The organism is Streptococcus oralis (assembly GCF_026782375.1).
GTDB classification, from domain to species: Bacteria; Bacillota; Bacilli; order Lactobacillales; family Streptococcaceae; genus Streptococcus; species Streptococcus oralis_CL.
In genome coordinates this window covers 580,529-602,905 of sequence record NZ_JAKUWJ010000001.1, presented here as the reverse complement: position 1 = coordinate 602,905, position 22,377 = coordinate 580,529, and the positions used below count along the sequence as shown (strand labels likewise).

At 40.0% G+C, this 22,377-nt stretch carries 20 protein-coding genes, 1 tRNA gene and 1 riboswitch; of the genes, 16 read left to right on the top strand and 5 right to left on the bottom strand.

Translation table 11 applies throughout. The features are described 5' to 3' along the window. The first annotated feature begins 151 nt into the window (after positions 1 to 151). Positions 152 to 1,069 carry a metal ABC transporter solute-binding protein, Zn/Mn family gene (locus MK409_RS03015; protein WP_268705294.1) on the top strand — a complete coding sequence of 306 codons (918 nt, stop codon included), beginning with the start codon at positions 152 to 154 and terminating at the stop codon, positions 1,067 to 1,069. 13 nt (positions 1,070 to 1,082) lie between these two features. Next, entirely contained in the window at positions 1,083 to 4,130 is a 3,048-nt protein-coding gene (locus MK409_RS03010) for a pneumococcal-type histidine triad protein (RefSeq protein WP_326845906.1), read from the top strand. Between the two features lie 36 nt (positions 4,131 to 4,166). Here MK409_RS03010 and pepT read toward each other — a convergent pair whose 3' ends face one another. Next, a complete protein-coding gene (gene pepT / locus MK409_RS03005; RefSeq protein ID WP_268705292.1) occupies positions 4,167 to 5,390 on the bottom strand; it encodes a peptidase T in 1,224 nt (407 codons plus the stop codon). Between the two features lie 358 nt (positions 5,391 to 5,748). Between pepT and pitA the strand changes: the two genes are divergently transcribed. The 6 genes from pitA (at position 5,749) to hemH (ending at position 13,284) form a co-directional block, all read left to right on the top strand. Beyond that, complete coding sequence (pitA, locus tag MK409_RS03000; protein ID WP_268705291.1) at positions 5,749 to 8,337, top strand: PI-2 pilus tip adhesin PitA; 2,589 nt, start codon at positions 5,749 to 5,751, stop codon at positions 8,335 to 8,337. After that, positions 8,337 to 8,888 (top strand): PI-2 pilus system signal peptidase SipA, encoded by a 552-nt coding sequence (gene sipA / locus MK409_RS02995; protein WP_139658604.1) that lies wholly within the window; start codon positions 8,337 to 8,339, stop codon positions 8,886 to 8,888. The genes pitA and sipA overlap by 1 nt, the downstream gene beginning before the upstream one ends. A gap of 44 nt (positions 8,889 to 8,932) precedes the next feature. Next, on the top strand, positions 8,933 to 10,147 hold the full coding sequence (locus MK409_RS02990) for a DUF7601 domain-containing protein (RefSeq protein ID WP_176553059.1): 1,215 nt from the start codon (positions 8,933 to 8,935) through the stop codon (positions 10,145 to 10,147). A gap of 16 nt (positions 10,148 to 10,163) precedes the next feature. Next, on the top strand, positions 10,164 to 11,165 hold the full coding sequence (srtB, locus tag MK409_RS02985; RefSeq protein ID WP_000695087.1) for a class B sortase: 1,002 nt from the start codon (positions 10,164 to 10,166) through the stop codon (positions 11,163 to 11,165). Positions 11,166 to 11,240: 75 nt separating this feature from the next. Further along, entirely contained in the window at positions 11,241 to 12,113 is an 873-nt protein-coding gene (gene srtB, locus MK409_RS02980; protein WP_268705290.1) for a class B sortase, read from the top strand. Between the two features lie 76 nt (positions 12,114 to 12,189). After that, the gene (gene hemH / locus MK409_RS02975; RefSeq protein WP_268705289.1) at positions 12,190 to 13,284 is read left to right on the top strand and encodes a ferrochelatase; all 1,095 of its coding nucleotides are present in this window, start codon (positions 12,190 to 12,192) and stop codon (positions 13,282 to 13,284) included. Between the two features lie 41 nt (positions 13,285 to 13,325). Here the strand turns inward: hemH and mscL are convergent, their stop codons facing one another. Both mscL and MK409_RS02965 read right to left on the bottom strand, forming a co-directional pair. Beyond that, positions 13,326 to 13,706: a large conductance mechanosensitive channel protein MscL gene (gene mscL, locus MK409_RS02970; RefSeq protein WP_084911142.1), complete on the bottom strand. Its 381-nt coding sequence runs from the start codon at positions 13,704 to 13,706 to the stop codon at positions 13,326 to 13,328. 79 nt (positions 13,707 to 13,785) lie between these two features. Further along, positions 13,786 to 14,223 (bottom strand): GtrA family protein, encoded by a 438-nt coding sequence (locus tag MK409_RS02965; RefSeq protein WP_268705288.1) that lies wholly within the window; start codon positions 14,221 to 14,223, stop codon positions 13,786 to 13,788. A gap of 28 nt (positions 14,224 to 14,251) precedes the next feature. After that, positions 14,252 to 14,348, top strand: a riboswitch (PreQ1 riboswitch). Here MK409_RS02965 and MK409_RS02960 point away from each other — a divergent pair. The 4 genes from MK409_RS02960 (at position 14,346) to dapA (ending at position 17,441) form a co-directional block, all read left to right on the top strand. After that, complete coding sequence (locus tag MK409_RS02960) at positions 14,346 to 14,855, top strand: QueT transporter family protein (RefSeq protein ID WP_268705287.1); 510 nt, start codon at positions 14,346 to 14,348, stop codon at positions 14,853 to 14,855. Its footprint overlaps the riboswitch before it by 3 nt. A 105-nt stretch (positions 14,856 to 14,960) precedes the next feature. Further along, positions 14,961 to 15,033: transfer RNA gene (locus MK409_RS02955), tRNA-Thr, on the top strand. A 339-nt stretch (positions 15,034 to 15,372) separates the two neighbouring features. Beyond that, entirely contained in the window at positions 15,373 to 16,449 is a 1,077-nt protein-coding gene (locus MK409_RS02950; protein WP_268705286.1) for an aspartate-semialdehyde dehydrogenase, read from the top strand. 56 nt (positions 16,450 to 16,505) lie between these two features. After that, positions 16,506 to 17,441, top strand: a complete 936-nt coding sequence (dapA, locus tag MK409_RS02945) for a 4-hydroxy-tetrahydrodipicolinate synthase (RefSeq protein WP_084880676.1) — start codon at positions 16,506 to 16,508, stop codon at positions 17,439 to 17,441. A gap of 44 nt (positions 17,442 to 17,485) precedes the next feature. Here dapA and mnmE read toward each other — a convergent pair whose 3' ends face one another. Together mnmE and MK409_RS02935 are read right to left on the bottom strand one after the other, a co-directional pair. Continuing rightward, the gene (gene mnmE / locus MK409_RS02940; RefSeq protein WP_268705285.1) at positions 17,486 to 18,859 is read right to left on the bottom strand and encodes a tRNA uridine-5-carboxymethylaminomethyl(34) synthesis GTPase MnmE; all 1,374 of its coding nucleotides are present in this window, start codon (positions 18,857 to 18,859) and stop codon (positions 17,486 to 17,488) included. Between the two features lie 123 nt (positions 18,860 to 18,982). Then, positions 18,983 to 19,165 carry a 4-oxalocrotonate tautomerase gene (locus MK409_RS02935; protein WP_138700916.1) on the bottom strand — a complete coding sequence of 61 codons (183 nt, stop codon included), beginning with the start codon at positions 19,163 to 19,165 and terminating at the stop codon, positions 18,983 to 18,985. A gap of 123 nt (positions 19,166 to 19,288) precedes the next feature. Between MK409_RS02935 and MK409_RS02930 the strand changes: the two genes are divergently transcribed. Genes MK409_RS02930 through MK409_RS02915 form a run of 4 tightly spaced genes read left to right on the top strand, consistent with a single transcriptional unit; the run spans position 19,289 to position 22,377 of the window. After that, the gene (locus tag MK409_RS02930) at positions 19,289 to 19,879 is read left to right on the top strand and encodes a thymidine kinase (RefSeq protein ID WP_268705284.1); all 591 of its coding nucleotides are present in this window, start codon (positions 19,289 to 19,291) and stop codon (positions 19,877 to 19,879) included. Continuing rightward, positions 19,876 to 20,955 carry a peptide chain release factor 1 gene (gene prfA, locus MK409_RS02925; protein WP_001028810.1) on the top strand — a complete coding sequence of 360 codons (1,080 nt, stop codon included), beginning with the start codon at positions 19,876 to 19,878 and terminating at the stop codon, positions 20,953 to 20,955. Before MK409_RS02930 ends, prfA begins: the two co-directional genes overlap by 4 nt. Further along, a complete protein-coding gene (prmC, locus tag MK409_RS02920) occupies positions 20,955 to 21,791 on the top strand; it encodes a peptide chain release factor N(5)-glutamine methyltransferase (protein WP_268705283.1) in 837 nt (278 codons plus the stop codon). Before prfA ends, prmC begins: the two co-directional genes overlap by 1 nt. Continuing rightward, a complete protein-coding gene (locus MK409_RS02915; RefSeq protein ID WP_268705282.1) occupies positions 21,775 to 22,377 on the top strand; it encodes an L-threonylcarbamoyladenylate synthase in 603 nt (200 codons plus the stop codon). The genes prmC and MK409_RS02915 overlap by 17 nt, the downstream gene beginning before the upstream one ends.

Sequence of the window (22,377 nt, the reverse complement as noted above, 5' to 3'; positions counted from 1 at the left end):
GAAAAGATAAAATCGAAAAATGAGAGCAGAGTGTGAGTTCTAGTTCTCATTTTTTTCATGAAAATGTGCAAAATAACTTGACATATAATGTAAATAAAGATAAACTATTTACTAGTTAATTAAATGGTTAAATACTAGTTAAGGAGTAATGATGAAAAAAAGAACGATCCTATTATTGATGGCCAGTTTGTTGGCTCTTGTCTTAGGAGCATGTAGTCAAAAAGAAAAACAAGAAGCAAAAGGGATGAAGATTGTCACAAGTTTTTACCCAGTCTATGCCATGGTCAAAGAGGTATCAGGTAACCTGAATGATGTTCGGATGATTCAGTCAAGTAGTGGAATTCACTCATATGAACCTTCAGCGAATGACATTGCTGCTATTTATGACGCGGATGTCTTTGTCTACCACTCGCATACACTGGAGTCTTGGGCGGGAAGTCTGGATCCAAATTTGAAAAAATCAAAAGTTAAAGTTTTGGAAGCGTCTGAAGGGATGACCTTGGAACGTGTACCAGGTTTAGAAGATGTAGAAGCTGGTGATGGTATTGATGAAAAAACACTTTACGACCCTCACACTTGGTTAGATCCTGAAAAAGCAGGCGAAGAAGCGCAGATTATTGCGGACAAACTTTCGGAGCTTGATAGTGCCAATAAAGAGACTTATCAAAAGAATGCCAAGAATTTCATCTCTAAGGCCCAAGAATTGACTAGAAAATACCAGCCTATTTTTGAAAAAGCGAGTCAAAAGACTTTTGTTACGCAACACACAGCCTTTTCTTACTTGGCTAAACGTTTTGGATTGAAACAACTTGGAATTGCTGGTATTTCTCCTGAACAAGAGCCAAGTCCGAGACAACTAACAGAAATTCAGGAATTCGTTAAGACCTATAAGGTCAAAACCATCTTTACTGAGAGCAATGCTTCTTCTAAAGTAGCTGAAACCTTGGTCAAATCAACAGGAGTTAGTTTGAAAACACTGAATCCTTTAGAAGCAGATCCTGAAAATGATAAAACTTACTTAGAAAATCTAGAAGAAAATATGAAAGTTCTTGCAGAAGAATTAAAATGAGGAGATGATGAAAATGAAGAAAAAGTATCTTGTGGCGGGATCGGCTTTAGTCCTTTCCCTAAGTCTTTGCATCTATGCACTGAACCAACACCAGGTAGAAGGAAACAAAGATAATAACCGTGTATCTTATGTTGATGGGAAACAAGACTCTCAAAAAACAGAGACTCAGACACCAGATCAAGTTAGCAAAAAGGAAGATATTCAGGCAGAACAAATTGTCGTGAAAATTACCGATCAAGGTTATGTGACTTCACACGGTGATCATTTCCATTATTACAATGGAAAAGTTCCTTTTGATGCGATTTTCAGTGAAGAACTTTTGATGAAAGATGCCAATTATCAACTTAAAGACGCTGATATTGTCAATGAAATCAAAGGTGGTTATATCATCAAAGTCGATGGAAAATATTATGTCTACCTGAAAGATGCAGCTCATGCTGATAATGTTCGAACTAAAGATGAAATCAATCGTCAAAAACAAGAACATGTCAAAGATAATAAGAAGGTCAGCTCTGATGTGGCTGTAGCAAGGTCTCAGGGACGCTATACGACAGATGATGGTTATGTCTTTAATCCAGCTGATATTATTGAAGATACTGGTGATGCTTATATTGTTCCTCACGGAGGACACTATCACTACATTCCAAAAAGTGATTTGTCTGCTAGTGAATTGTCTGCTGCTCAAGCCTACCTCTCTGGAACTAGAAAACAACCGAGTGTGACTGACTATCGTCCAAGTCAAAATGGAACCAGTCAAACCACTAATCCTGGTCAACAAACCGAAACACCAAGCAAACCAGAAGAGAGCCTTCAGAGTCTATTGCAGCAACTCTATGCTCTTCCAAGTAAGCAACGTTATGCAGAATCGGATGGCTTGATTTTTGACCCTGCTAAGATTTCAAGCAGAACACCAAGTGGCGTAGCGATTCCTCATGGAAATCACTATCATTTCATTCCGTATACAAAGCTTTCTGCTTTGGAAGAAAAGATTGCGCGTATGATTCCTCTTGCTATCGACAGTGGGAAACCAGCACCTTTGGAAAAACCAAGCAAACCAGTAGAACATCCTGATCAGCAAGGTCATCATCATGACCAAGACGGTAACCATGGAAGTCAGGGGACCAACCATGAAGATCATGACCACGATGGAGAGAACCATGACCATCATCATGACGAAGAACATGATCATGACTTTGCAGCTGATCGTGTTATAAGTGAGGATGAGCAAGGTTTTGTAGTTTCTCACGGAGATCACGCTCATTATTTCTTTAAGAAAGACTTGACTGCAGCCCAAATCAAAGCTGCCCAAGATCACTTGAAAGAAAATCATCAGTCGCAGCACGTTCAACCACTTGCAAAGACTGTGGAAAGTTTCTCAAGAGATGCTAGCGATGAAGAAAAAATCAAGTATATCTCACAGACCTACGGGGTTCCCCTCGAAGCGATTCGCATTTCAAATGGATTCTTTGTCTTTGGAAATCCGGATCAAGCCTATGATCCAACCCATATCCATCCCTATGCTGTTCGAAAAGAACATGTTCGTATTCCTCTCCAAACTGGAAATCCAGAACTGGATTTCCTAAATGAACTGTATACGACTGCCCTACGTGATGGGGTGTCTCCTTATAGTTTACAGGTAGAAAGTGGTAGTTTTGTGATTCCTCACGGAGACCACAATCACTACATCAAGGTTCAAACTAAGGGCTATGAAGTAGCTTTGAAAAACAAGATTCCAGCCCTACAATCGACCTATCAACCTGGGGCTTTTGATGAACAAACTGTTCTATCTAAGGTGGATCAACTTTTAGCAGATAGCAGAAGTCTCTACAAAGACCAGCCAATCATGCAGAGACGTGTTGAACTTGCTTTGGGGCAATTCACCGAAAATATGAAAAAATTGGCAACAAACTCAACTGCTGGATATCTAGCAACCTTGGATCTCTTTGATAAACAGTATATCCATGTGGATCAAAGTGTGGCACCGATTGAAACTTCACCTTTAGATAAGAAGTACCAAGCCCTAGTAGATAAGATCAATACACTGGATACGGACACTTATGGCTTGCCTAAGAAAGATCTTTTGGTACATTTGCAGGAAGCAAAACTAGCACAGGATGAGACAGAGTTGGCTGCCATTGAAGCGAAACTTCAGGCCTTGCAAGATTTCCGAGATCGGACAGGAGTCACAACAGTAGAGTACATCAAGTACTTCTACGAACATGTGTCTGATGGTCGTTTGAGAGAAGAACTTCGGAACCGTGTTGCCAAGTTGACATGGGAACTTTACCAGTCACAATCTTTCCTCAAAGCAATCGACTTGAACAAGTTATTCCCAACTATTTACCAAACTAAGCTAGAAGTAGAAGAAGCTCTCAAAGAAGAACCCGTTTCTACAAAAGCTAATAAGACTATTCTAGATACGGAAAAAGTAGATAGTCAAACTGCTAAGACAGCTATCTATGAATTCCTAAAAGAACTCTACGGTGATTTTATGCCAGAAGAGCGGGTTAGCAAGGTCAAGAAGGAAGAAGTGGATGCTCTCCTATCCAAAGTCGTTCAACTTCTAGCGCGTGTCAAAGAAGACGGTGTTAAACAATCCTTAGCTGAAGAAGCAGCCAATATCAAAGCAGCCGCAGAAAAAGAAAATGCAGACTTTGATGAAGCCAAAACACAGCTTGATGATCTCTTGAATCGTATTGCAGCAACTATCCAACGAGAGGAAAAACAAGCTGAACAGGATCCGCAAACGGTGATCGTCTATCAAAAACTTTATAATGTCTTGCTCTCTCTTCACAAGTATTTAGAAGATAACAAAGGATCAGATGCAGACTTTGAGCGTGTTGATGCTCTATTTGATCAACTCGCAGCCAAAAGTAGTGATAAGGAAGGTCTCCTCACTCTAGCTAAAGAGATCATTAGCTTGAATCAGGAACTCCGTTCAAAAGCAAGTGAAACTGATAGCCAATCTAAGTCTGAGAAAGACAGTGAAACAGCTGCTTCTAAACCAACAGAAAAGCAAGTACAAAGTGAGTCTGAGCCGAGTGCTCAACCAAACGAATAAAAAGAAAGACGAAGTAGCTCAGCTACCTCGTCTTTTTTAGTCATTATAAGATACAATACCAATGATGGTATCCACTGCACGCTCCATAGTCTGAAGGCTAACGTATTCAAAACGTCCATGCATGTTTTCACCACCAGCAAAGATATTAGGAGTTGGGATCCCCATAAAGGAAATCTTAGACCCATCTGTTCCACCACGAATTGGTTCGATAATTGGCGCGATCCCTAGATCTTCCATTACAGCTTTGGCAATGGTAACAGGTGTCATGTCTTTCTCAATGACTTCCTTCATATTGTAGTACTGGTCTGTCAGAGTCAAGCTAACGCGATTATTCCCAAGTTCTTGATTCATCTTGTCAGCAATAGACTGCATAGCTGCTTTACGTGCTTCAAAGGCATCCTTTTCAAAGTCACGAATGATATAGCTTGCACGCGCTTCCTCGACACTACCTGTCACATCCATAAGATGATAGAAACCTTGGTAACCTTCAGTCAATTCAGGTCGGTCATTCTCTGGAAGTTGATTATGAAAATCAATCGCTAGCTGAAGGGCATTGACCATTTGACCCTTTGCAGTACCAGGGTGGACATTGCGCCCTTGGAAATGGAGTTCAGCAGCAGCTGCTGAGAAAGTCTCGTACTGAAGCTCCCCTAGTGGGCCACCATCAACCGTGTAGGCAAAGTCTACATCAAAGTCTTCTGCATCAAACTTATTGGCACCGACACCGATTTCTTCGTCAGGTCCAAAACCAACACGGATCTCACAGTGTTTGATTTCGGGATGAGCAGTCAAGTACTCGATAGCGGTCATAATCTCAGCAATACCTGATTTGTCATCAGCGCCCAGCAAGGTTGTGCCGTCAGTTGTGATAAGCGTTTGACCTGGATATTTCTCAAGACTCTTAAAGTCAGCTGGATCCAGTTTAAATCCAGAATTCCCCAGTTCAATCGCACCTCCATCGTAGTTTTCGATGACTTGCGGATTAACGCCCTCAGCATTAAAGTCAGCAGTATCCATGTGGGAGATAAACCCAATCTTGCGTGTCAAGCTCGGATCATTAGCTGGCAAGGTTCCAATAGCAAAACCATTTGGTAGATAGTAAACATTTTGCAAACCAACACGTTTCATTTCAGGAATAAGAACGTTGGTCGCAAAATCTACCTGACTTTGCGTACTTGGAGTAGTAGTAGAGTGTTCGTCAGAGCGCGTATTGACCTTGACATAGGTCAAAAAACGATCTAAAAGGTTCGGATAAGTCATAAAAACTCCTTTAACAATCATAAAATAGAATGCAAACTTCGGAAAAAGCCTCATTCTGAAAATTTCATGAATTTTGAAAAAATATAATAATTCAAATTCAATAGACTTTCAAATGAAATCTTGGATATTTCAGAATAGAATATATGCATTTATATTTTATGAGATTTTTTTATTCTTTTTTCATTTTACCATAGAATAGTTTGAAAGACAAAGAAGAATCATACTCTTTTATTAATTGATATAATATAAAATTAATCATATTAATTGACACTGCGTGAACTTTATTGTACAATTATCTTGCAAATGTTTAGATTGATATAACAATAGATTTAAAACCAAAATAATTAAGGAGAATAAAATGAACATTCGCTTCGATTTTAAGAAAGTTCAAATTATTGCGCGCCATTTAGTTACACTGTTAGCTATTCTCTTTTTTTGTGCTCCGATAAGTCTGTTAAATGCTGATTCTACTACAGAACCTCAGACAACCCTTCATAAAACAATTACTCCGATATCGGGACAGGATGACAAGTATGAGTTGTCATTGGATATCACTTCTAAACTGGGAACGGAGACCCAAACGGATCCCTTGGATGTTGTTTTAGTAGCAGACCTCTCAGGAAGTATGAACAAGAGAGATGTTCCTTCTTCCACTGGCCGAACAATTACAAGATTGGATGCTTTAAAAAATACCCTTAAAGGAACTCGAGATCGTCAGGGATTAATTGATACGATTTTATCCAATTCAAATAATCGGTTATCCATGGTAGGTTTTGGCGGAAAGATTGATAATAAGTTTGCGGAACAAGCATGGAATTCCTACTACCGAAAATGGGAGTGGGGGTATCGGTATTGGCCGTATGAAGAGAGAACAGCATTTTATGATGGTGTATCCCCATGGGATGATGCAGAAACAATTTTAAATTGGAATAACGATGCTAGTGGTTCAAAGACTGCAGTCAGTAATATGAGAATTGCTGGTGGTCAATCAATAGGGACTGAATCAGGAATCGGTACAGGAACCAATATTAGCGCGGGTATTCGTATTGCCAATCAATTGATAGATAGTGCAAGACCAAATGCAAAGAAGGTTGTTATTGTTCTATCAGATGGTTTTGCCAATATGTATTACAACGACAGTGGTTATACTGTTTATAACTATAATAATCAAGATGGATCAGAAACGGCGCCTGAATGGTTCTGGAATAATTTAGATGTATCTATCAATAATCTAGCCTATAGTCTTGCTCCAAAACTTGATGGTTTTTATTCCATTAAATTTCGTTATTCAAACAATGTCGACAGTATTACTAGTCTGCAGTATTATATCAGGTACCACAATTCTTCCATTCCTAATGAAATCCTATCCGCAAACAATGAAGACCAGTTACGAGACAGTTTTAAAGATATCACAGATAAGATTCTGCCTCTGGGGGTTCACCATGTGACCATCAAGGATGTTCTTTCTAAGTATGTTCAGTTATTACCTAATGGATCTTCAGATTTTCGTGTCGTTAAAGAGAAAGATGGTAGCAGTGAAACATTAAGCAAAGAGCAAGTAACTTTTGATACCAAAACAACCTCAGAAGGATTAGTGGAAGTTAGGGCTAAATTTTCTCCTAATTATTCCTTAGAAGATGGAGCTAGATATGTTCTAAAATTCACTGTTATATCAAGTCAAGAAGCCTTAGATGTTATTGCTGGTGATAAAAAACTAGAGGTTGGTGATGCTGAGGGATCTGATGTCAATAAACTCTACTCCAATAAAGGTGCCAGTGTCACTTATTCTTATGGAATAGGGACCTCTCAAACCAAGACCAAAGATTATTCTGACAACCCAACCTTCAAACCTACGGATCCATTAACGGTTCCAGTGGAAGTCGAATGGCAGGGTGTGACGGGTGTGAGAACCGTTATAACAGCTAAGCAACCAAGTAATCTTGAACTCAAATTGGTTCAAAAGAACAAGAATGGGGGTTCAGACAATCAAGACTATCGAAAGACTAATGTAAATGTTAGAACAAATATCTTTAATGAAACGAGAAACTTTGAAAAAGTTGCTAAAGGATATCAATACGATTTAATAGCACCTGATGTTCCAGGTTTTACTAAGGAAGTAAAAAAAGAAGGAACGGACCAATCGCCAACCTTTAAAGTATTTTATCGTCAATTACCTAGTTTGACGATAAGAAAGATATTAGTCCCTGAAGATACATCGAATAAGAGTTTTAATATTAACATCGAGCTAACTGATAAAGAACGAAATCCTATAAATGGTACTTTTGGTGATATCAAAGTTACTAATGGACGTGCACAAATACCATTAACACATAATGCCGAAAAATCTCTAAAATATCTTCCGTATGGAACACATTACAAGGTTGAAGAAGAAGCGGCATCAACGAATGGTTACCACGTTACATATGAGAATCAAGAGGGTGATCTGAATAAAGACGAAAGCAGTATTGTCACAAATCACAAGCTTCCAAGTTTATCAGTCACAAAAAAAGTTACAGGCGTATTTGCCAATCTATTAAAATCCTTCAAGATTACCATTAACATCAGGGATGCTCAGAATAGCCCATTGAATGGAACCTATAATGCAACGGTGAATAATAAAAGAACCTCTCTGCAATTCACGAATGGTCGAGCGTCTATTGATCTCAACAAAGACCAAACCATAAAAATTGATGGACTTCCACTCGATAGTCACTATACCGTAGAAGAGGAATCAAACTCTTCGCGTGGATATCAGGTTTCTTATGAAAATCAAGAAGGCAAGCTGGATGGGGATAAGTCCGCGACAGTCACGAATAATAAGAATAGTGTACCTGAAACCGGAGTTGACTTCCTCAGCAGTACACTCATGTTAGGAATAATCCTTCCTCTAGGAGGAATCTTCTTTACAATCCTACTCGGATATCTAGTGGTACATAGGAGAAAATAATGCTACTTAAAAAGAAACATAAGAAAACAGTAACACAAGTCAATTGGGATAAGTCTCCGCCGAGTGTATGGGGAGATATCCTCTACTTAGTCAGTAAGCTTCTGATGGTTGGATTTGTACTGGCCACCCTTTACTTTTTTGTCTTTGGACTATTGAGATACAATGACGATGGCATGAAGCCAGCCTTAAAAGATGGCGACTTGGTTGTCTACTATAGGTTGGATAAACGTTATTCGATTGGTGATCTGCTCGTCTATAGTTATAAGGGCAAGGAAAGAGTGGCGCGTGTCATAGCAACCGAAGGAAGTACGATCGATATAAACGAAAATGGTCTCATCATCAATGGTTCTCCTCAACAAGAGCAGGATATCTACAAAGAAACGCTGCTCTATAAGGAAGGGGCTACCTTCCCAATGAAAGTTCCAGCAGGACAACTCTTTGTCCTCGGAGACAATCGAACAACGGCTGTAGATAGTCGTGCTTTTGGAACCATTCCTATACAGGATACCCATGGCAAGGTGGTAACAGTCCTAAGGCGACGGGGCTTTTGATGATAATTTATGAAAAAAGAAATTTAAAAATAAAAGGAATAATCATGAAAAAAACATTTTTGAAAAAATTAGTTACTGCAAGTATTGCAGCTGTAACCGCCTTGTCGGTCTTTAGAGGAGTGCCAACATTTGCGGATACAAATGATGATAATCTCGCAACAGCTAGAGCAACAGGAGAAAGTGATGCTAAAGTTGCTATAAATAAAACTTTAAAAATTGCCGAAGGAATTACTACACCTAATGCAACTTTTACATTTACATTCACACCTCAAACTGGAACATCATCTAATGGGGCACCATATGAAACTGGAACGAATATTCCAGATCAGAGTGTAACTTTTCGTTCGTCAGATGTCTTGAAACCGAATGAAGATAGTATAAAAAAAGACACAACTAATATTTTTTATTCTGTTAGATATAATCATGCTGGTGAATATGTTTATAGAGTTGCAGAAAAGAATGATGGTTGGCATGCGATTTCCAAAAATGGTACCCCTATTGATTATATGACTTATGATACGCGTACATACGACATGCACGTTATTGTAAAGAATAAGAGTCGTGAGAATGGGACTTACATTTCATCTGTGTATTTTAAAGAAACCAGTAATACTAATGGCGCAAAAGTAAAACCTTCTACAGGCTCTGAAACATATAAATATGATTTATTTAGTAACATCTATCGAAAAGATGCTGGAAAAATTACGGACCCCAATGATCCAAAACCAAATAATCCAGATCAAGCTAACATAGATCCAACAGCAAATTCATTAGTTATTAAAAAAGTTGTGTCAGGATCAAGTGCTGATAAGACTAAAAATTTCACTTTCAAACTTACTTTTAAAAAAGCGTCGACTGAAGAAGCAAGTTCAATTAATGGTAGTATTGATGGAGTTTCCAAAACTTTTGAATATGATAGAGAAACTACAATTACTTTAAGACATAATCAAACTCTTGTATTTAAAAAAATTCCAGCTGGTACAAAATATAAATTAGTTGAAGTTAGTTCTCAGGGATATACTGCATCATCAGAACTCAAATCAAATGGTTTAATTAGAACACAGAATGGAACAAAATCACAAGATTTTACACAAGAAAACATCCTTATTGGTGAAAAGCCAAACGATAACACTATCACAAATAGCTTACCAGACGTTACCCCTACTGGTCTCTTGATTGATAACCTTCCTTTCATCTTGATGATTGGTCTTGGTTTGGCTGGATTTGTTGTTTTGTCTAAAAAACGCAGACAAGCTTAGGCAACTGGTTTGAATTATGAAAATCAAGCGTGAGAAACCAAAAAGGAGTTTGTCTAGGCGTCTGGTCCTTGCTGTAGATGCATTGATGAATCATATCCTGCTCCTCTTGGCTGCCTTAGTCTTTCTCTTTGGTTTCTACGCCCTTTGGGATGCCAATCAGGTTTATTCTCAGGCTTCATCAAGTGAGTATGAGGCTTATAGACCTGTTAGTACCAGTGAGAAGGATGAGCTTGCTAGTTTTTCTGGCTTTCACAAGCTACAGCAAGTCAATCCAGAGGTTCTCGGTTGGATCAATGTCTATGGCACCAATATCGACTATCCCTTAGTCCAAGCCAAAGACAATGAAAAATACCTGAACAAGGATTCTAAGGGAGAATTTGCAGCTACAGGGGCTATTTTCCTTGAGGCTCGAAATGAATCCAAGTTCGAAGACTTTAATACCATCATCTACGGTCACCATGTAGAAAATGGGGTTATGTTTGGAGATGTAGCAAAGTTTTCTGATAAGGAATTTTTTGACCAGCATCGCTACGGCAGTATTTACTATAATGGCGTTGAAAAAGGTCTTGAAATCTTTGAAATGCTCGAGGTGGACGCCTATGACTTTAACATCTACGATCCAGGTATTAATGGGGATGATCGGCGCCAAGAATATATCGATCACTTACTCTCGGTTGCCATTCACAAACGAGACATTACACTGGGGCCAAATGACCATATCATCCTTCTCAGTACCTGTTTCCTAGACGTAACAAATGGGAGACATATCGTAGTTGCCAAGATTACGGATACGGTTCCAAAGAACACCTTCCATACGAAAAAATCAAAACCATTCCCATACAGTGTCTTTGATGATTCGTCGCTCGGACGATTTCTCTCATCGATTCCTTTGTGGATATGGTACATCATCTTGTTTATCTTGCTCTTGCTATTGATCTTCTTGCTCATCATCCTCTACTTGATCTTGCGTCGTAGAAGAGAAGCAAAGGAAGAAGGAGCAGATACCATTACTGACTAAACTACCAATAAAAGAGAAAGGGACAGCCTCTCTTGCTCTTTTATTTTCAAGGCTAGAAAGGAGAAAGAAGGAAATATGAAAACAAATACGAGTCGCAAAGTCATAAAGGTCATTCTATCTCTCTTTTTAGCTTTATTCTATCTTTTTACCGGTGACAGGGTCCTTGCGAGCGACTACGATCACTATAATCCCATTGAAAAAGATGCGAGCAGTACGGGTTTTGAAACCCTGCAGCACTTGAATAAGGATGTTTGTGGTTGGATTAGCCTTGATGGAACCAAGGTAGACTATCCTCTCTTGCAGAGTCAGGACAATGTTAAATACCTTGACCGAAATGCCTTTGGTGATTATACTGTGTCGGGGTCTATTTTTCTAGACTATCGTTTTAATCCAAATTTTACTGACTTTAATACCATCATATACGGTCACTCTATGGCCTCTGGTGCTATGTTTGGGGAGATTCAAAAATTTGCGGATCAAGATTTTTTTGAAAAGCATCGCTATGGTTCTATCTATTATAACGGTCGTGAACGAGGGCTAGAGATTTTTGGGATTTTAGAAGTGGATGCTTATGACACGGAGATTTATCGAACCCTGAGTTCCAATGACGAGGAACATCAGGCTTACTATCAGTATCTGTTAAGCAAAGCCAAATACAAGCGAGATGTTTCCTTGACCTCAACGGACAAGATTGTTCTATTAAGCACCTGTTTCCTTAACATAACTAATGGACGACATATCCTCTTAGCTAAAATAACGGATGCGCCGGTAAAAGTAGCACAGGATAAGAGTAGAGAAGCAGTAGGAACGCGGTATTTCGATCACGGAATTCCCAGCCATTGGATCTACATCCTAGCCTTTCTACTCCTTATTATCGTCCTCTTACTTCTTATCCTCATCATCCTAATCATGAGGAGAGATAGAAATACAAAAGAACAAAAGAAATAGTAGACTCGGAAGCGTTTACTATTTTTTTCTTTCATGATAGAATAGATAGTGAAAATAATAACATAAGGATGATAATATGAAAAAAGCAATATTGATGATGACCTTTGGATCTCCAGAGGAGATTAGTTTTGAAGGAGTAGCAGAATTTTTTACAAACATTCGTCGTGGAGTTAGACCCCAAGATCACGAGATTCAGACTCTCTATGACAACTATGTCCTTATCGGTGGGACGCCCTTGCAGCGGATTACGCGAGAAGAAGTTGCCCTAGTTAGAGAGCGATTAGGTGAGGAGTATGGTATCTACTTTGCCAACAAATTTTCTCGCCCCTTTATCCCAGAAGTGATCAAGCAGATGGAGGCTGATGGTGTTGAAGAATGTATCTGCTTGATTTTGGAACCTCATTATTCTTTTTACTCAGTCATGGGGTATGAAAAGTTTCTGGAAAGCCAGCAGATCCGATTTTTAGTAATTAAGGACTGGTATCAACAACAGGCTTTGTTGGACTTTTGGACAGATGAGATTAGAAAAATTTTACGAAATGAGGTGGGAGAAGAGTCCTTCAAGGTAATCTTTTCAGCCCACAGTGTTCCCATTTTTGCCTTGGACTATGGAGATCCATATATCGATCAGATTTTCGATAATAGCAAGCTAATCGCTGAACAACTCGGCCTAATGACAGACCAGTATACCAATACTTGGCAGAGCGAAAGCGATATTGGAATCCCTTGGATCAAGCCAGATGTCTTAGAATATTTACGAGAACAAAAGCAATATCCCGAGCATTATATTTTTATTCCTATTAGTTTTATCAGTGAGCACATCGAAGTCTTGTTTGACAACGATGTGGAATGTTATGAGTTGTGTCAAGAATTAGGTGTCACCTACCATCGCCCACCTATGCCCAATACGGATAGCCGTTTAATTGACGCTTTAGTTGCTACTGTAAGAGCCAATGAAGACAAAGAATTTAAAGCTTTTCTCCCAGAAGAAGAAACTTTTGATGAGTTAGCTCCTTCAGCAACTACCAAGGACATCATGGAGGAGACAGACGATCTTCAGATGCCAGAATTTGTCAAAAAGCTCATTGAGAAAAAAGGCCGTGAAAATGTGAAGATGCCTTACTTGATTAAGAAAATGCTCGAAAAGGCTGGGAAGTTACCAAAAGAGTAAAGAAAAAAGGATTTAGCTTTAAGCTAGATCCTTTATTTGTCTTATTTTTTCTCAAGAAGAGCTTTGATTTCTTGAAGAACTTCGAGTTCAGTTGGAGCAGCAGGAGCTTCCTCAACCACTTCCTCTTTCTTACGAAGGTTTTGAGCTTTTTCAATACCTTTGATAACAAAGAAGAGAACTGTACCCACAACGAGGAAGTTGATAACAGCGCTCAAGAAGCTACCATAACCAACACCATTCCATGAAAGTTCAGCGATACGTTCAACGTTCGCAGCTTTCAAAGCTGGGTTCAAGAGAAGTGGAGTGATGATATCATTAACAAATGAAGTAACGATAGCACCAAATGCAGAGGCAATGATCACACCGACAGCGAGGTCAACAACATTACCACGAAGCAAAAATGCTTTAAGATCCTTTAACATTTTCATAAATTCCTTTCCTAATTTTCTAATTTATTATATCCTAAAATGTGACAAAAAGCAACTTGAACGCTCAAAGTGGTCAGTTGTTCCCTTTAAAAATATAGATTTTACTGAAAATATAGTTTAAAATGATGATCAAAATTTGTGCTAGGATAGTTTCAATCGTATTAACCCTATCTATATTAAATTCGACAAACTGGCCAATAAGATCAGGAAAGGTTGTAACAAAGATATAAGTTAAAAGGATGTCGAGACCAAGTGTTGAGAGACGAGCTAAGAAAAACTTAGCCAGGCGGGTTGGCCAATTCCTTCTCTCTTGTTTAAAGACGATTGTATCATTTGTGAGAAAGGCAAAGAGAATCCCGATAATATTAGCGAGGGCAGTTGCGAGGATTTCCTGGTGGCTGATATGGTAAATAAGTAAACGCGATACAATAGAAACCAAAGTAGTAGCGCCACCAAAAAATAGATAGGCAAGGATTTCGCTATCAAAAAAAGTTTTTATTAGTTTTTTCATGATTTTAGTATAGCATAAAGTCATATATTGTGCTATACTGGTAAGGTTGATTCACTCAACCCTTGGTGCTTAGCTTCTTTCATCAAGCATATTTTACGCGGGAAACCGCCAAAGGAGAAAACATGAAAAAATTAACTGTTCGTGACATGGCAGATATTGCCATCGTTGCTGCTATCTATGTGGTTTTGACCATTACCCCACCACTAAATGCTATTAGCTTCGGTGCTTACCAGTTCCGTATTTCTGAGATGATGAATTTTTTGGCTTTTTACAATCCTAAATATATCATCGGTGTGACGATTGGTTGTATGATTGCTAATTTCTTTAGTTTTGGCCTAATTGATGTCTTTGTTGGCGGGGGATCTACCCTAGTTTTCCTAAGTCTAGGTGTATGGCTCTTTAGCAAGTATAAGAAAGACTATTTGTTCAATGGTTTGATTCGAAAAGATCATTTCTTATTTTCAATCCTCTTCTCTATTTCAATGATTACCATTGCAGCAGAACTTCATATCGTTGCTGAAGCTCCATTCTTCTTTACTTGGTTTTCTACAGGGATTGGAGAATTTGCATCGCTTATCGTTGGTGCAATCCTAATCGGAAAACTAGGACAGCGAATCGATCTAACAAAATAAGAAGTTTATAAGCTAGATTCTTGATAGATCTAGCTTTTTTCATTTCAGAAATTTAAAAGAGAGCGCTTGACAAGAGCATAGAACTATAGTATACTTTTTAGGTAAGCTGATTTAGCTCAGTTGGCAGAGCGCATCCATGGTAAGGATGAGGTCGCCGGTTCAATCCCGGCAATTAGCATTAGATAGACAAAAAAACTCTTGATTTTCGAGAGTTTTTTATATTTCCCCCGCATTAGCCTTGACAAAGTCAGCAAAGCATAGTAGAATAAAACCTGCGATGAGTCGATAGGTAGTCTTCGGACTGCTATTGAGCATAAGGAGGTCATAACGCAGGAGCGGACCTTGATGAGTTGTGTGAACCTGCTCATCACATGAAGATGCCTCTTAGTCCCTGGTCAATGACTAGGGATTTTTAATTTTCAGAAAATATAACCCAAAAATGCTTTTCAATTTCTGGAAAAAGTAGTATAATACATCTATTATAGAAATTTTTAGAAAATTCCGAAAGAGGTTGTTTATGGGATATACAGTTGCTGTAGTCGGCTCGACAGGTGCTGTCGGAGCTCAGATGATAAAAATGTTGGAAGAATCAACACTTCCAATCGATAAAATTCGTTACCTTGCTTCTGCACGTTCAGCAGGCAAGACTTTGAAATTTAAAGACCAAGATATTACGATTGAAGAAACGACTGAAACTGCTTTTGAAGGAGTTGACATTGCTCTCTTTTCAGCAGGTGGTTCGACATCAGCTAAGTATGCACCATACGCAGTTCAAGCTGGAGCGGTAGTAGTGGATAATACATCTTATTTCCGTCAAAACCCAGATGTACCCTTGGTTGTTCCAGAGGTCAATGCTCATGCACTTGATGCCCACAACGGAATCATTGCCTGCCCTAACTGTTCAACAATCCAAATGATGGTGGCTCTTGAGCCTGTTCGTCAAAAATGGGGCTTGGACCGTATCATCGTTTCAACTTACCAAGCGGTCTCAGGTGCTGGTATGGGAGCGATTCTTGAGACACAACGTGAACTTCGTGAAGTCTTGAATGACGGTGTAAATCCACGTGATTTGCATGCAGAAATCTTGCCTTCAGGTGGTGACAAGAAACACTATCCTATCGCTTTTAACGCTCTTCCGCAAATCGATGTCTTCACGGACAATGATTACACTTACGAAGAGATGAAGATGACCAAGGAAACGAAGAAAATCATGGAAGATGATAGCATCGCAGTGTCTGCAACCTGTGTTCGTATTCCAGTTTTGTCAGCTCACTCTGAGTCAGTTTATATTGAAACAAAAGAAGTGGCTCCAATCGAAGAAGTGAAAGCAGCTATCGCAGCCTTTACAGGTGCTGTTCTTGAGGATGACGTAGCGCATCAAATCTATCCGCAAGCCATCAATGCAGTTGGTTCACGTGATACCTTTGTTGGTCGTATCCGTAAAGACTTAGATGCTGAAAAAGGAATCCATATGTGGGTTGTTTCAGATAACCTTCTTAAAGGTGCTGCCTGGAACTCAGTTCAGATTGCAGAAACGCTTCACGAACGTGGATTGGTTCGTCCAACAGCTGAGTTGAAATTTGAATTAAAATAGTCATATCGTTTAGGAGTTCAGATGAACTCCTTCTTTGAAATAGAGAGGTGTTTCTCATGTCTTATCAAGATTTAAAAGAGTGTAAAATCATCACAGCCTTTATTACCCCTTTCCATGAGGATGGTTCCATCAACTTTGATGCCATTCCAGCCTTGATTGAGCATTTATTGGCCCATCATACAGATGGAATTCTTCTAGCTGGAACGACTGCTGAGAGTCCGACCTTGACCCACGATGAGGAGTTGGAACTCTTTGCGGCTGTACAAAAGATTGTTAATGGACGTGTTCCTTTGATTGCGGGTGTAGGTACCAATGATACGCGTGACTCGATTGAGTTTGTCAAAGAAGTAGCAGACTTTGGTGGCTTCGCTGCTGGACTTGCTATCGTACCATACTACAACAAACCTTCTCAAGAAGGAATGTATCAGCACTTTAAAGCGATTGCAGATGCTTCTGACTTACCTATTATCATCTATAACATTCCAGGGCGTGTAGTTGTTGAATTAACTCCAGAAACCTTGCTTCGTTTGGCTGACCATCCAAATATCATCGGTGTTAAAGAATGTACCAGCTTGGCCAATATGGCTTACTTGATTGAGCACAAGCCAGAAGAATTCTTGATTTATACAGGTGAAGATGGAGATGCCTTCCATGCCATGAACCTTGGTGCGGATGGGGTTATTTCTGTTGCCTCCCATACAAATGGAGATGAGATGCACGAGATGCTCACTGCCATTGCAGAAAGCGATATGAAGAAAGCAGCAGCTATTCAGCGCAAGTTCATTCCTAAGGTCAATGCCCTCTTCTCTTATCCAAGCCCTGCTCCAGTTAAGGCAGTTCTGAACTACATGGGATTTGAAGCTGGACCAACTCGTCTACCTCTCGTTCCAGCACCAGAAGAAGATGCCAAACGCATTATCAAGGTTGTCGTAGATGGCGACTACGAAGCAACTAAAGCAACTGTAACAGGTGTCTTAAGACCAGATTACTAATAAAGACAATAAAATCCATGACCGCAAGAACGATCATGGATTTCTTATTTTCCTAAACAGAATTGGCTAAAGAGTTGGGTGATGAGTTCATCTGGAGCAGCATCCCCAGTGATTTCTCCGAGAATTTCCCAAGTACGAGTTAAGTCAACCTGGAGAAGGTCAACTGGCATCCCCAGTTCCAGGCCTTCATTAACTGCTTGTAGGCTTTCAACTGCTTTTTCAATCAAGGAAATGTGGCGGGCATTTGACAAGTAAGTGGCGTCTTGCTCAACCAAACCAGCATTTTCAAAGAAGAGGTTGTTGATTCTCTCTTCAATCTTATCGATATTTTGATTTTTAAGAACTGAAATACGAATGACATCTTCTGGAAGTTCAGAAGTTTCAATCGCTTCTGGCAGGTCAGTTTTGTTAAGAAGAATAATGCGGTTGGTATCCTGGCTGATTTCAAGAAGCTGTCTGTCTTGGGCAGTCAGAGGTTCACTGGCATTGAGCACCAGTAGAACCAAGTCAGCTTCCTTGAGGGCTTTTTTGGAACGCTCAACACCGATTTGTTCGACGATGTCATCTGTTTCACGGATTCCAGCTGTATCTATCAATTTAAGGGGAACACCGTTGATATTGACGTATTCTTCAATGACATCACGTGTAGTACCAGCGATATCGGTCACGATAGCCTTGTCTTCACGCAAGAGGTTATTGAGAAGGCTAGATTTTCCAACGTTGGGGCGGCCGATGATAGCTGTTGAAATTCCTTCGCGAAGGATTTTACCGCGACGAGCTGTTTTAAGGAGATTGGTTAGCAAATGTTCAAACTCCATAGTTTTCTCACGGACAACTGCAGTAGTGGCTTCTTCAACATCGTCGTACTCAGGATAGTCAATATTGACCTCAACTTGGGCAAGCGTATTGAGGATTTCTTGCCGAGTATTGTTAATGAGATCAGAAAGGGAACCGTCCAATTGTTTGACTGCAATGTTCATGGCTTTATCTGTCTTGGCACGGATGATGTCCATCACCGCCTCAGCCTGTGTCAAGTCCACACGACCATTTAGAAAGGCCCGTTTGGTAAATTCACCAGGTTCTGCTAACCGAGCTCCTTCACGGATAGCTAGCTGGAGAATTTCATTGGTGACGGCAATCCCACCGTGGGTGTTAATCTCGATAATGTCCTCGCGAGTGAAGGTCTTTGGAGATTTCATAACCCCAACCATAACCTCGTCCATAACCTTACCAGTCAAATGGTCAACAATGTGGCCGTAGTTCAGTGTGTGGCTGGCAACCTTACTCAAGTCTTTGCCTTTAAAAATCTTTTGCGCAATGGCAAAACTGTCTGTTCCGCTCAAGCGGACAATACCAATGGCTCCTTCTCCGAGAGGTGTGGAAATTGCAGCAATGGTATCAAATTCACGTGTAATCATGTTAATTCCTTTTTAAAAATGAAGTCTTTTATTTACTAATATCTCTTAAAATTGTAACAAAATAAAGTTATTTATTCAACGAATGCCACTTATAAAGAAAAGCCTAAGCAGATTGCTTAAGCTTTACTTAGTGCGCATTTCCCCTTGCGGGAAGTAAGCTCCTTCTGGCATATCGTTAATAATAACGTGAACAGCAGATTGTGGTGCACCAGTGTTACGTACCACAGCTTCAGTTACTTCCTTAGCTAAGGCTTTCTTTTGCTCTAGCGTGCGTCCTTCAAATAAATCGATGCGTACAAATGGCATAATAGTTTCCTCCACTCACTAAATGATTTCTTTTATTTTACCATATTTTGGCATTTAAAGCTTTGAGAAAATATGGTATACTAGAATGTAGCAAAAATTTAGAAATGGACGTGAAATAGAAGCATGGCACAGTTGTATTATCGTTATGGGACTATGAATTCAGGAAAGACCATTGAGATTCTTAAAGTAGCCTATAACTATGAGGAGCAAGGTAAAAGTGTTGTCATCATGACTTCAGCTCTTGATACAAGAGATGGTGTTGGCTATGTTTCAAGTCGGATTGGGATGAAAAGACCAGCAGTTGCTATCGATGATACTACGGATATTTTTGGATTTATTCGAGATTTACCTGAAAAGCCCTACTGTGTTTTGGTCGATGAAGCCCAATTTTTAAAGCGTCACCATGTTTACGACCTAGCGCGTGTTGTCGATGAGTTAGACATACCTGTTATGGCATTTGGTTTAAAGAACGACTTTCGTAATGAACTTTTTGAAGGATCTAGACATCTATTGTTACTAGCAGACAAGATTGATGAGATCAAAACCATCTGCCAGTATTGTAAGAAAAAGGCGACCATGGTACTACGAACGCTAGATGGGAAACCCACATATGAAGGTGAACAAATCCAGATAGGTGGTAATGAAACCTATATCTCGGTTTGCCGTAAACATTATTTTGCCCCTGAAATCAATAAGGAGAATGAAGAAAAATGAACATCTATGATCAACTACAAGCTGTAGAAGACCGTTATGAAGAGTTAGGAGAGTTGCTTAGTGACCCGGATGTGGTTTCTGACACCAAGCGTTTCATGGAGCTCTCAAAAGAAGAGGCTTCTACTCGTGATACGGTAACAGCCTACCGTGAGTACAAACAAGTCCTCCAAAACATCATTGATGCAGAAGAGATGATTAAAGAATCAGGCGGAGATGCGGACTTGGAAGAAATGGCCAAGCAAGAGCTCAAGGATGCCAAGGCTGAAAAAGAAGAATACGAAGAAAAACTAAAAATCTTGCTTCTTCCAAAGGATCCAAACGATGACAAGAACATCATCCTTGAAATTCGTGGAGCGGCTGGTGGTGACGAAGCAGCACTTTTTGCTGGAGACTTGCTAACCATGTACCAAAAGTATGCGGAAGCCCAAGGCTGGCGCTTTGAAGTCATGGAAGCTTCTATGAATGGTGTCGGTGGTTTCAAAGAAGTGGTTGCCATGGTTTCTGGTCAGTCTGTATACTCTAAGCTTAAGTACGAATCAGGTGCCCACCGTGTGCAACGTGTCCCTGTGACAGAGAGCCAAGGCCGTGTCCACACCTCAACAGCGACAGTTCTTGTCATGCCAGAAGTAGAAGAAGTAGAGTACGATATTGATCCAAAAGACCTTCGTGTTGATATCTACCACGCATCTGGTGCTGGTGGTCAGAACGTCAATAAGGTTGCGACTGCCGTTCGTATTGTTCACTTGCCGACCAATATCAAGGTTGAGATGCAGGAAGAACGTACCCAGCAGAAGAACCGTGAGAAGGCCATGAAAATCATCCGTGCGCGTGTGGCTGACCATTTTGCACAGATTGCCCAAGATGAGCAAGACGCTGAGCGTAAGTCAACTATCGGTACTGGTGACCGTTCAGAACGGATCCGTACTTACAATTTCCCACAAAACCGTGTTACAGACCACCGTATTGGCTTGACCCTCCAAAAACTAGATACCATCTTGTCAGGTAAATTGGATGAAGTTGTAGATGCCTTGGTTCTTTATGACCAAACACAAAAATTAGAAGAATTAAACAAATAATGAAATTAGCTCAATTATTTTCAGATTTTGAAGAAGAATTGATAAGACAAGGAGAGGAAGCAGAAAGCCTCTCTTTTGTCTATCGTAGCCTGAAAAAACTCTCTTTTACAGATTTCGTCTTTGCCCTCCAGCAAGAAGTAACAGAGGAAGAAAAACAATTTGTAGAGGAAATTTACCAGCAGTTAGTGGCTCACAAACCGGCGCAGTACATCATTGGTCACGCAGATTTCTTTGGAATGCAGTTAAAAGTGGATGAGCGAGTTTTGATTCCTCGTCCAGAAACAGAAGAGTTGGTGGAACTCATCCTCACAGAAAATCCTGAGGAAAATCTTAAGGTCCTAGATATCGGGACTGGAAGTGGCGCCATAGCTCTTGGATTAGCTAAAAACAGACCAGATTGGTCAGTGACAGCAGCAGATATTTCCCAAGCCGCCTTAGAGCTTGCATCAGAGAATGCTAGCAATCAAAATCTTAATATATTTTTTAAAAAATCTGATTGTTTTGCAGAAATTTCTGAAAAATATGATATAATTGTATCCAATCCACCCTATATCTCTCGTGAAGATGAGTCAGAGGTTGGTTTGAATGTTTTGCATTCAGAACCTCATCTAGCTCTCTTTGCAGATGAGGATGGCCTAGCTATTTACCGCAGAATTGCGGAAGATGCAAAAGACTATCTCACAGATGGTGGTAAGATTTACCTTGAAATTGGATACAAACAAGGTCAAAGTGTTCCTGCGCTTTTTAGGAAACATCTTCCTGAAAAACGGGTACGAACACTCAAGGACCAATTTGGTCAAGATAGGATGGTTGTAGTTGATGATGGACAGGATTAGACAAGAGTTGGAAAAGGGCGGGGCAGTCGTTTTACCTACCGAGACAGTTTATGGTCTCTTTGCTAAGGCCTTAGATGAAAAAGCTGTCGACCATGTTTACCAACTCAAACGTCGTCCCAGAGATAAGGCACTCAATCTTAATGTCGCTTCTCTAGAGGACATCTTGCACTTTTCAAAGAATCAGCCAACTTATCTAGAAAAAATTGTAGAGGCCTTTTTACCGGGTCCCTTGACCATTATCCTCGAAGCCAATGACCGAGTTCCCTATTGGGCCAACTCTGGTCTTGCAACTGTCGGATTTCGGATGCCGAGTCACCCCATTACACTTGATTTGATTCGAGAGACAGGTCCTTTGATTGGGCCGTCTGCCAATATTTCAGGTCAGGCGAGTGGAGTGACCTTTGCTCAAATTCTAGAGGATTTTGACCAAGAGGTTCTGGGTTTGGAGGATGATGCTTTTCTAACTGGACAGGATTCGACGATTCTGGATTTGTCTGGAGACAAGGTGAAAATCTTACGCCAAGGGGCGATTAAGCGAGAAGATATTCTTGCACAGTTGCCAGAGATTTCTTTTGAGGAGGAATGA

What these genes read in the sequence shown, in the direction of transcription:
- MK409_RS03015 (WP_268705294.1), top strand. Translation starts at nt 152, where the DNA reads ATGAAAAAAAGAACGATCCTATTATTGATGGCCAGTTTGTTGGCTCTT.
- MK409_RS03010 (WP_326845906.1), top strand. Translation starts at nt 1,083, where the DNA reads ATGAAGAAAAAGTATCTTGTGGCGGGATCGGCTTTAGTCCTTTCCCTA.
- pepT (WP_268705292.1), bottom strand. Translation starts at nt 5,390, where the DNA reads ATGACTTATCCGAACCTTTTAGATCGTTTTTTGACCTATGTCAAGGTC.
- pitA (WP_268705291.1), top strand. Translation starts at nt 5,749, where the DNA reads ATGAACATTCGCTTCGATTTTAAGAAAGTTCAAATTATTGCGCGCCAT.
- sipA (WP_139658604.1), top strand. Translation starts at nt 8,337, where the DNA reads ATGCTACTTAAAAAGAAACATAAGAAAACAGTAACACAAGTCAATTGG.
- MK409_RS02990 (WP_176553059.1), top strand. Translation starts at nt 8,933, where the DNA reads ATGAAAAAAACATTTTTGAAAAAATTAGTTACTGCAAGTATTGCAGCT.
- srtB (WP_000695087.1), top strand. Translation starts at nt 10,164, where the DNA reads ATGAAAATCAAGCGTGAGAAACCAAAAAGGAGTTTGTCTAGGCGTCTG.
- srtB (WP_268705290.1), top strand. Translation starts at nt 11,241, where the DNA reads ATGAAAACAAATACGAGTCGCAAAGTCATAAAGGTCATTCTATCTCTC.
- hemH (WP_268705289.1), top strand. Translation starts at nt 12,190, where the DNA reads ATGAAAAAAGCAATATTGATGATGACCTTTGGATCTCCAGAGGAGATT.
- mscL (WP_084911142.1), bottom strand. Translation starts at nt 13,706, where the DNA reads ATGTTAAAGGATCTTAAAGCATTTTTGCTTCGTGGTAATGTTGTTGAC.
- MK409_RS02965 (WP_268705288.1), bottom strand. Translation starts at nt 14,223, where the DNA reads ATGAAAAAACTAATAAAAACTTTTTTTGATAGCGAAATCCTTGCCTAT.
- MK409_RS02960 (WP_268705287.1), top strand. Translation starts at nt 14,346, where the DNA reads ATGAAAAAATTAACTGTTCGTGACATGGCAGATATTGCCATCGTTGCT.
- MK409_RS02950 (WP_268705286.1), top strand. Translation starts at nt 15,373, where the DNA reads ATGGGATATACAGTTGCTGTAGTCGGCTCGACAGGTGCTGTCGGAGCT.
- dapA (WP_084880676.1), top strand. Translation starts at nt 16,506, where the DNA reads ATGTCTTATCAAGATTTAAAAGAGTGTAAAATCATCACAGCCTTTATT.
- mnmE (WP_268705285.1), bottom strand. Translation starts at nt 18,859, where the DNA reads ATGATTACACGTGAATTTGATACCATTGCTGCAATTTCCACACCTCTC.
- MK409_RS02935 (WP_138700916.1), bottom strand. Translation starts at nt 19,165, where the DNA reads ATGCCATTTGTACGCATCGATTTATTTGAAGGACGCACGCTAGAGCAA.
- MK409_RS02930 (WP_268705284.1), top strand. Translation starts at nt 19,289, where the DNA reads ATGGCACAGTTGTATTATCGTTATGGGACTATGAATTCAGGAAAGACC.
- prfA (WP_001028810.1), top strand. Translation starts at nt 19,876, where the DNA reads ATGAACATCTATGATCAACTACAAGCTGTAGAAGACCGTTATGAAGAG.
- prmC (WP_268705283.1), top strand. Translation starts at nt 20,955, where the DNA reads ATGAAATTAGCTCAATTATTTTCAGATTTTGAAGAAGAATTGATAAGA.
- MK409_RS02915 (WP_268705282.1), top strand. Translation starts at nt 21,775, where the DNA reads ATGATGGACAGGATTAGACAAGAGTTGGAAAAGGGCGGGGCAGTCGTT.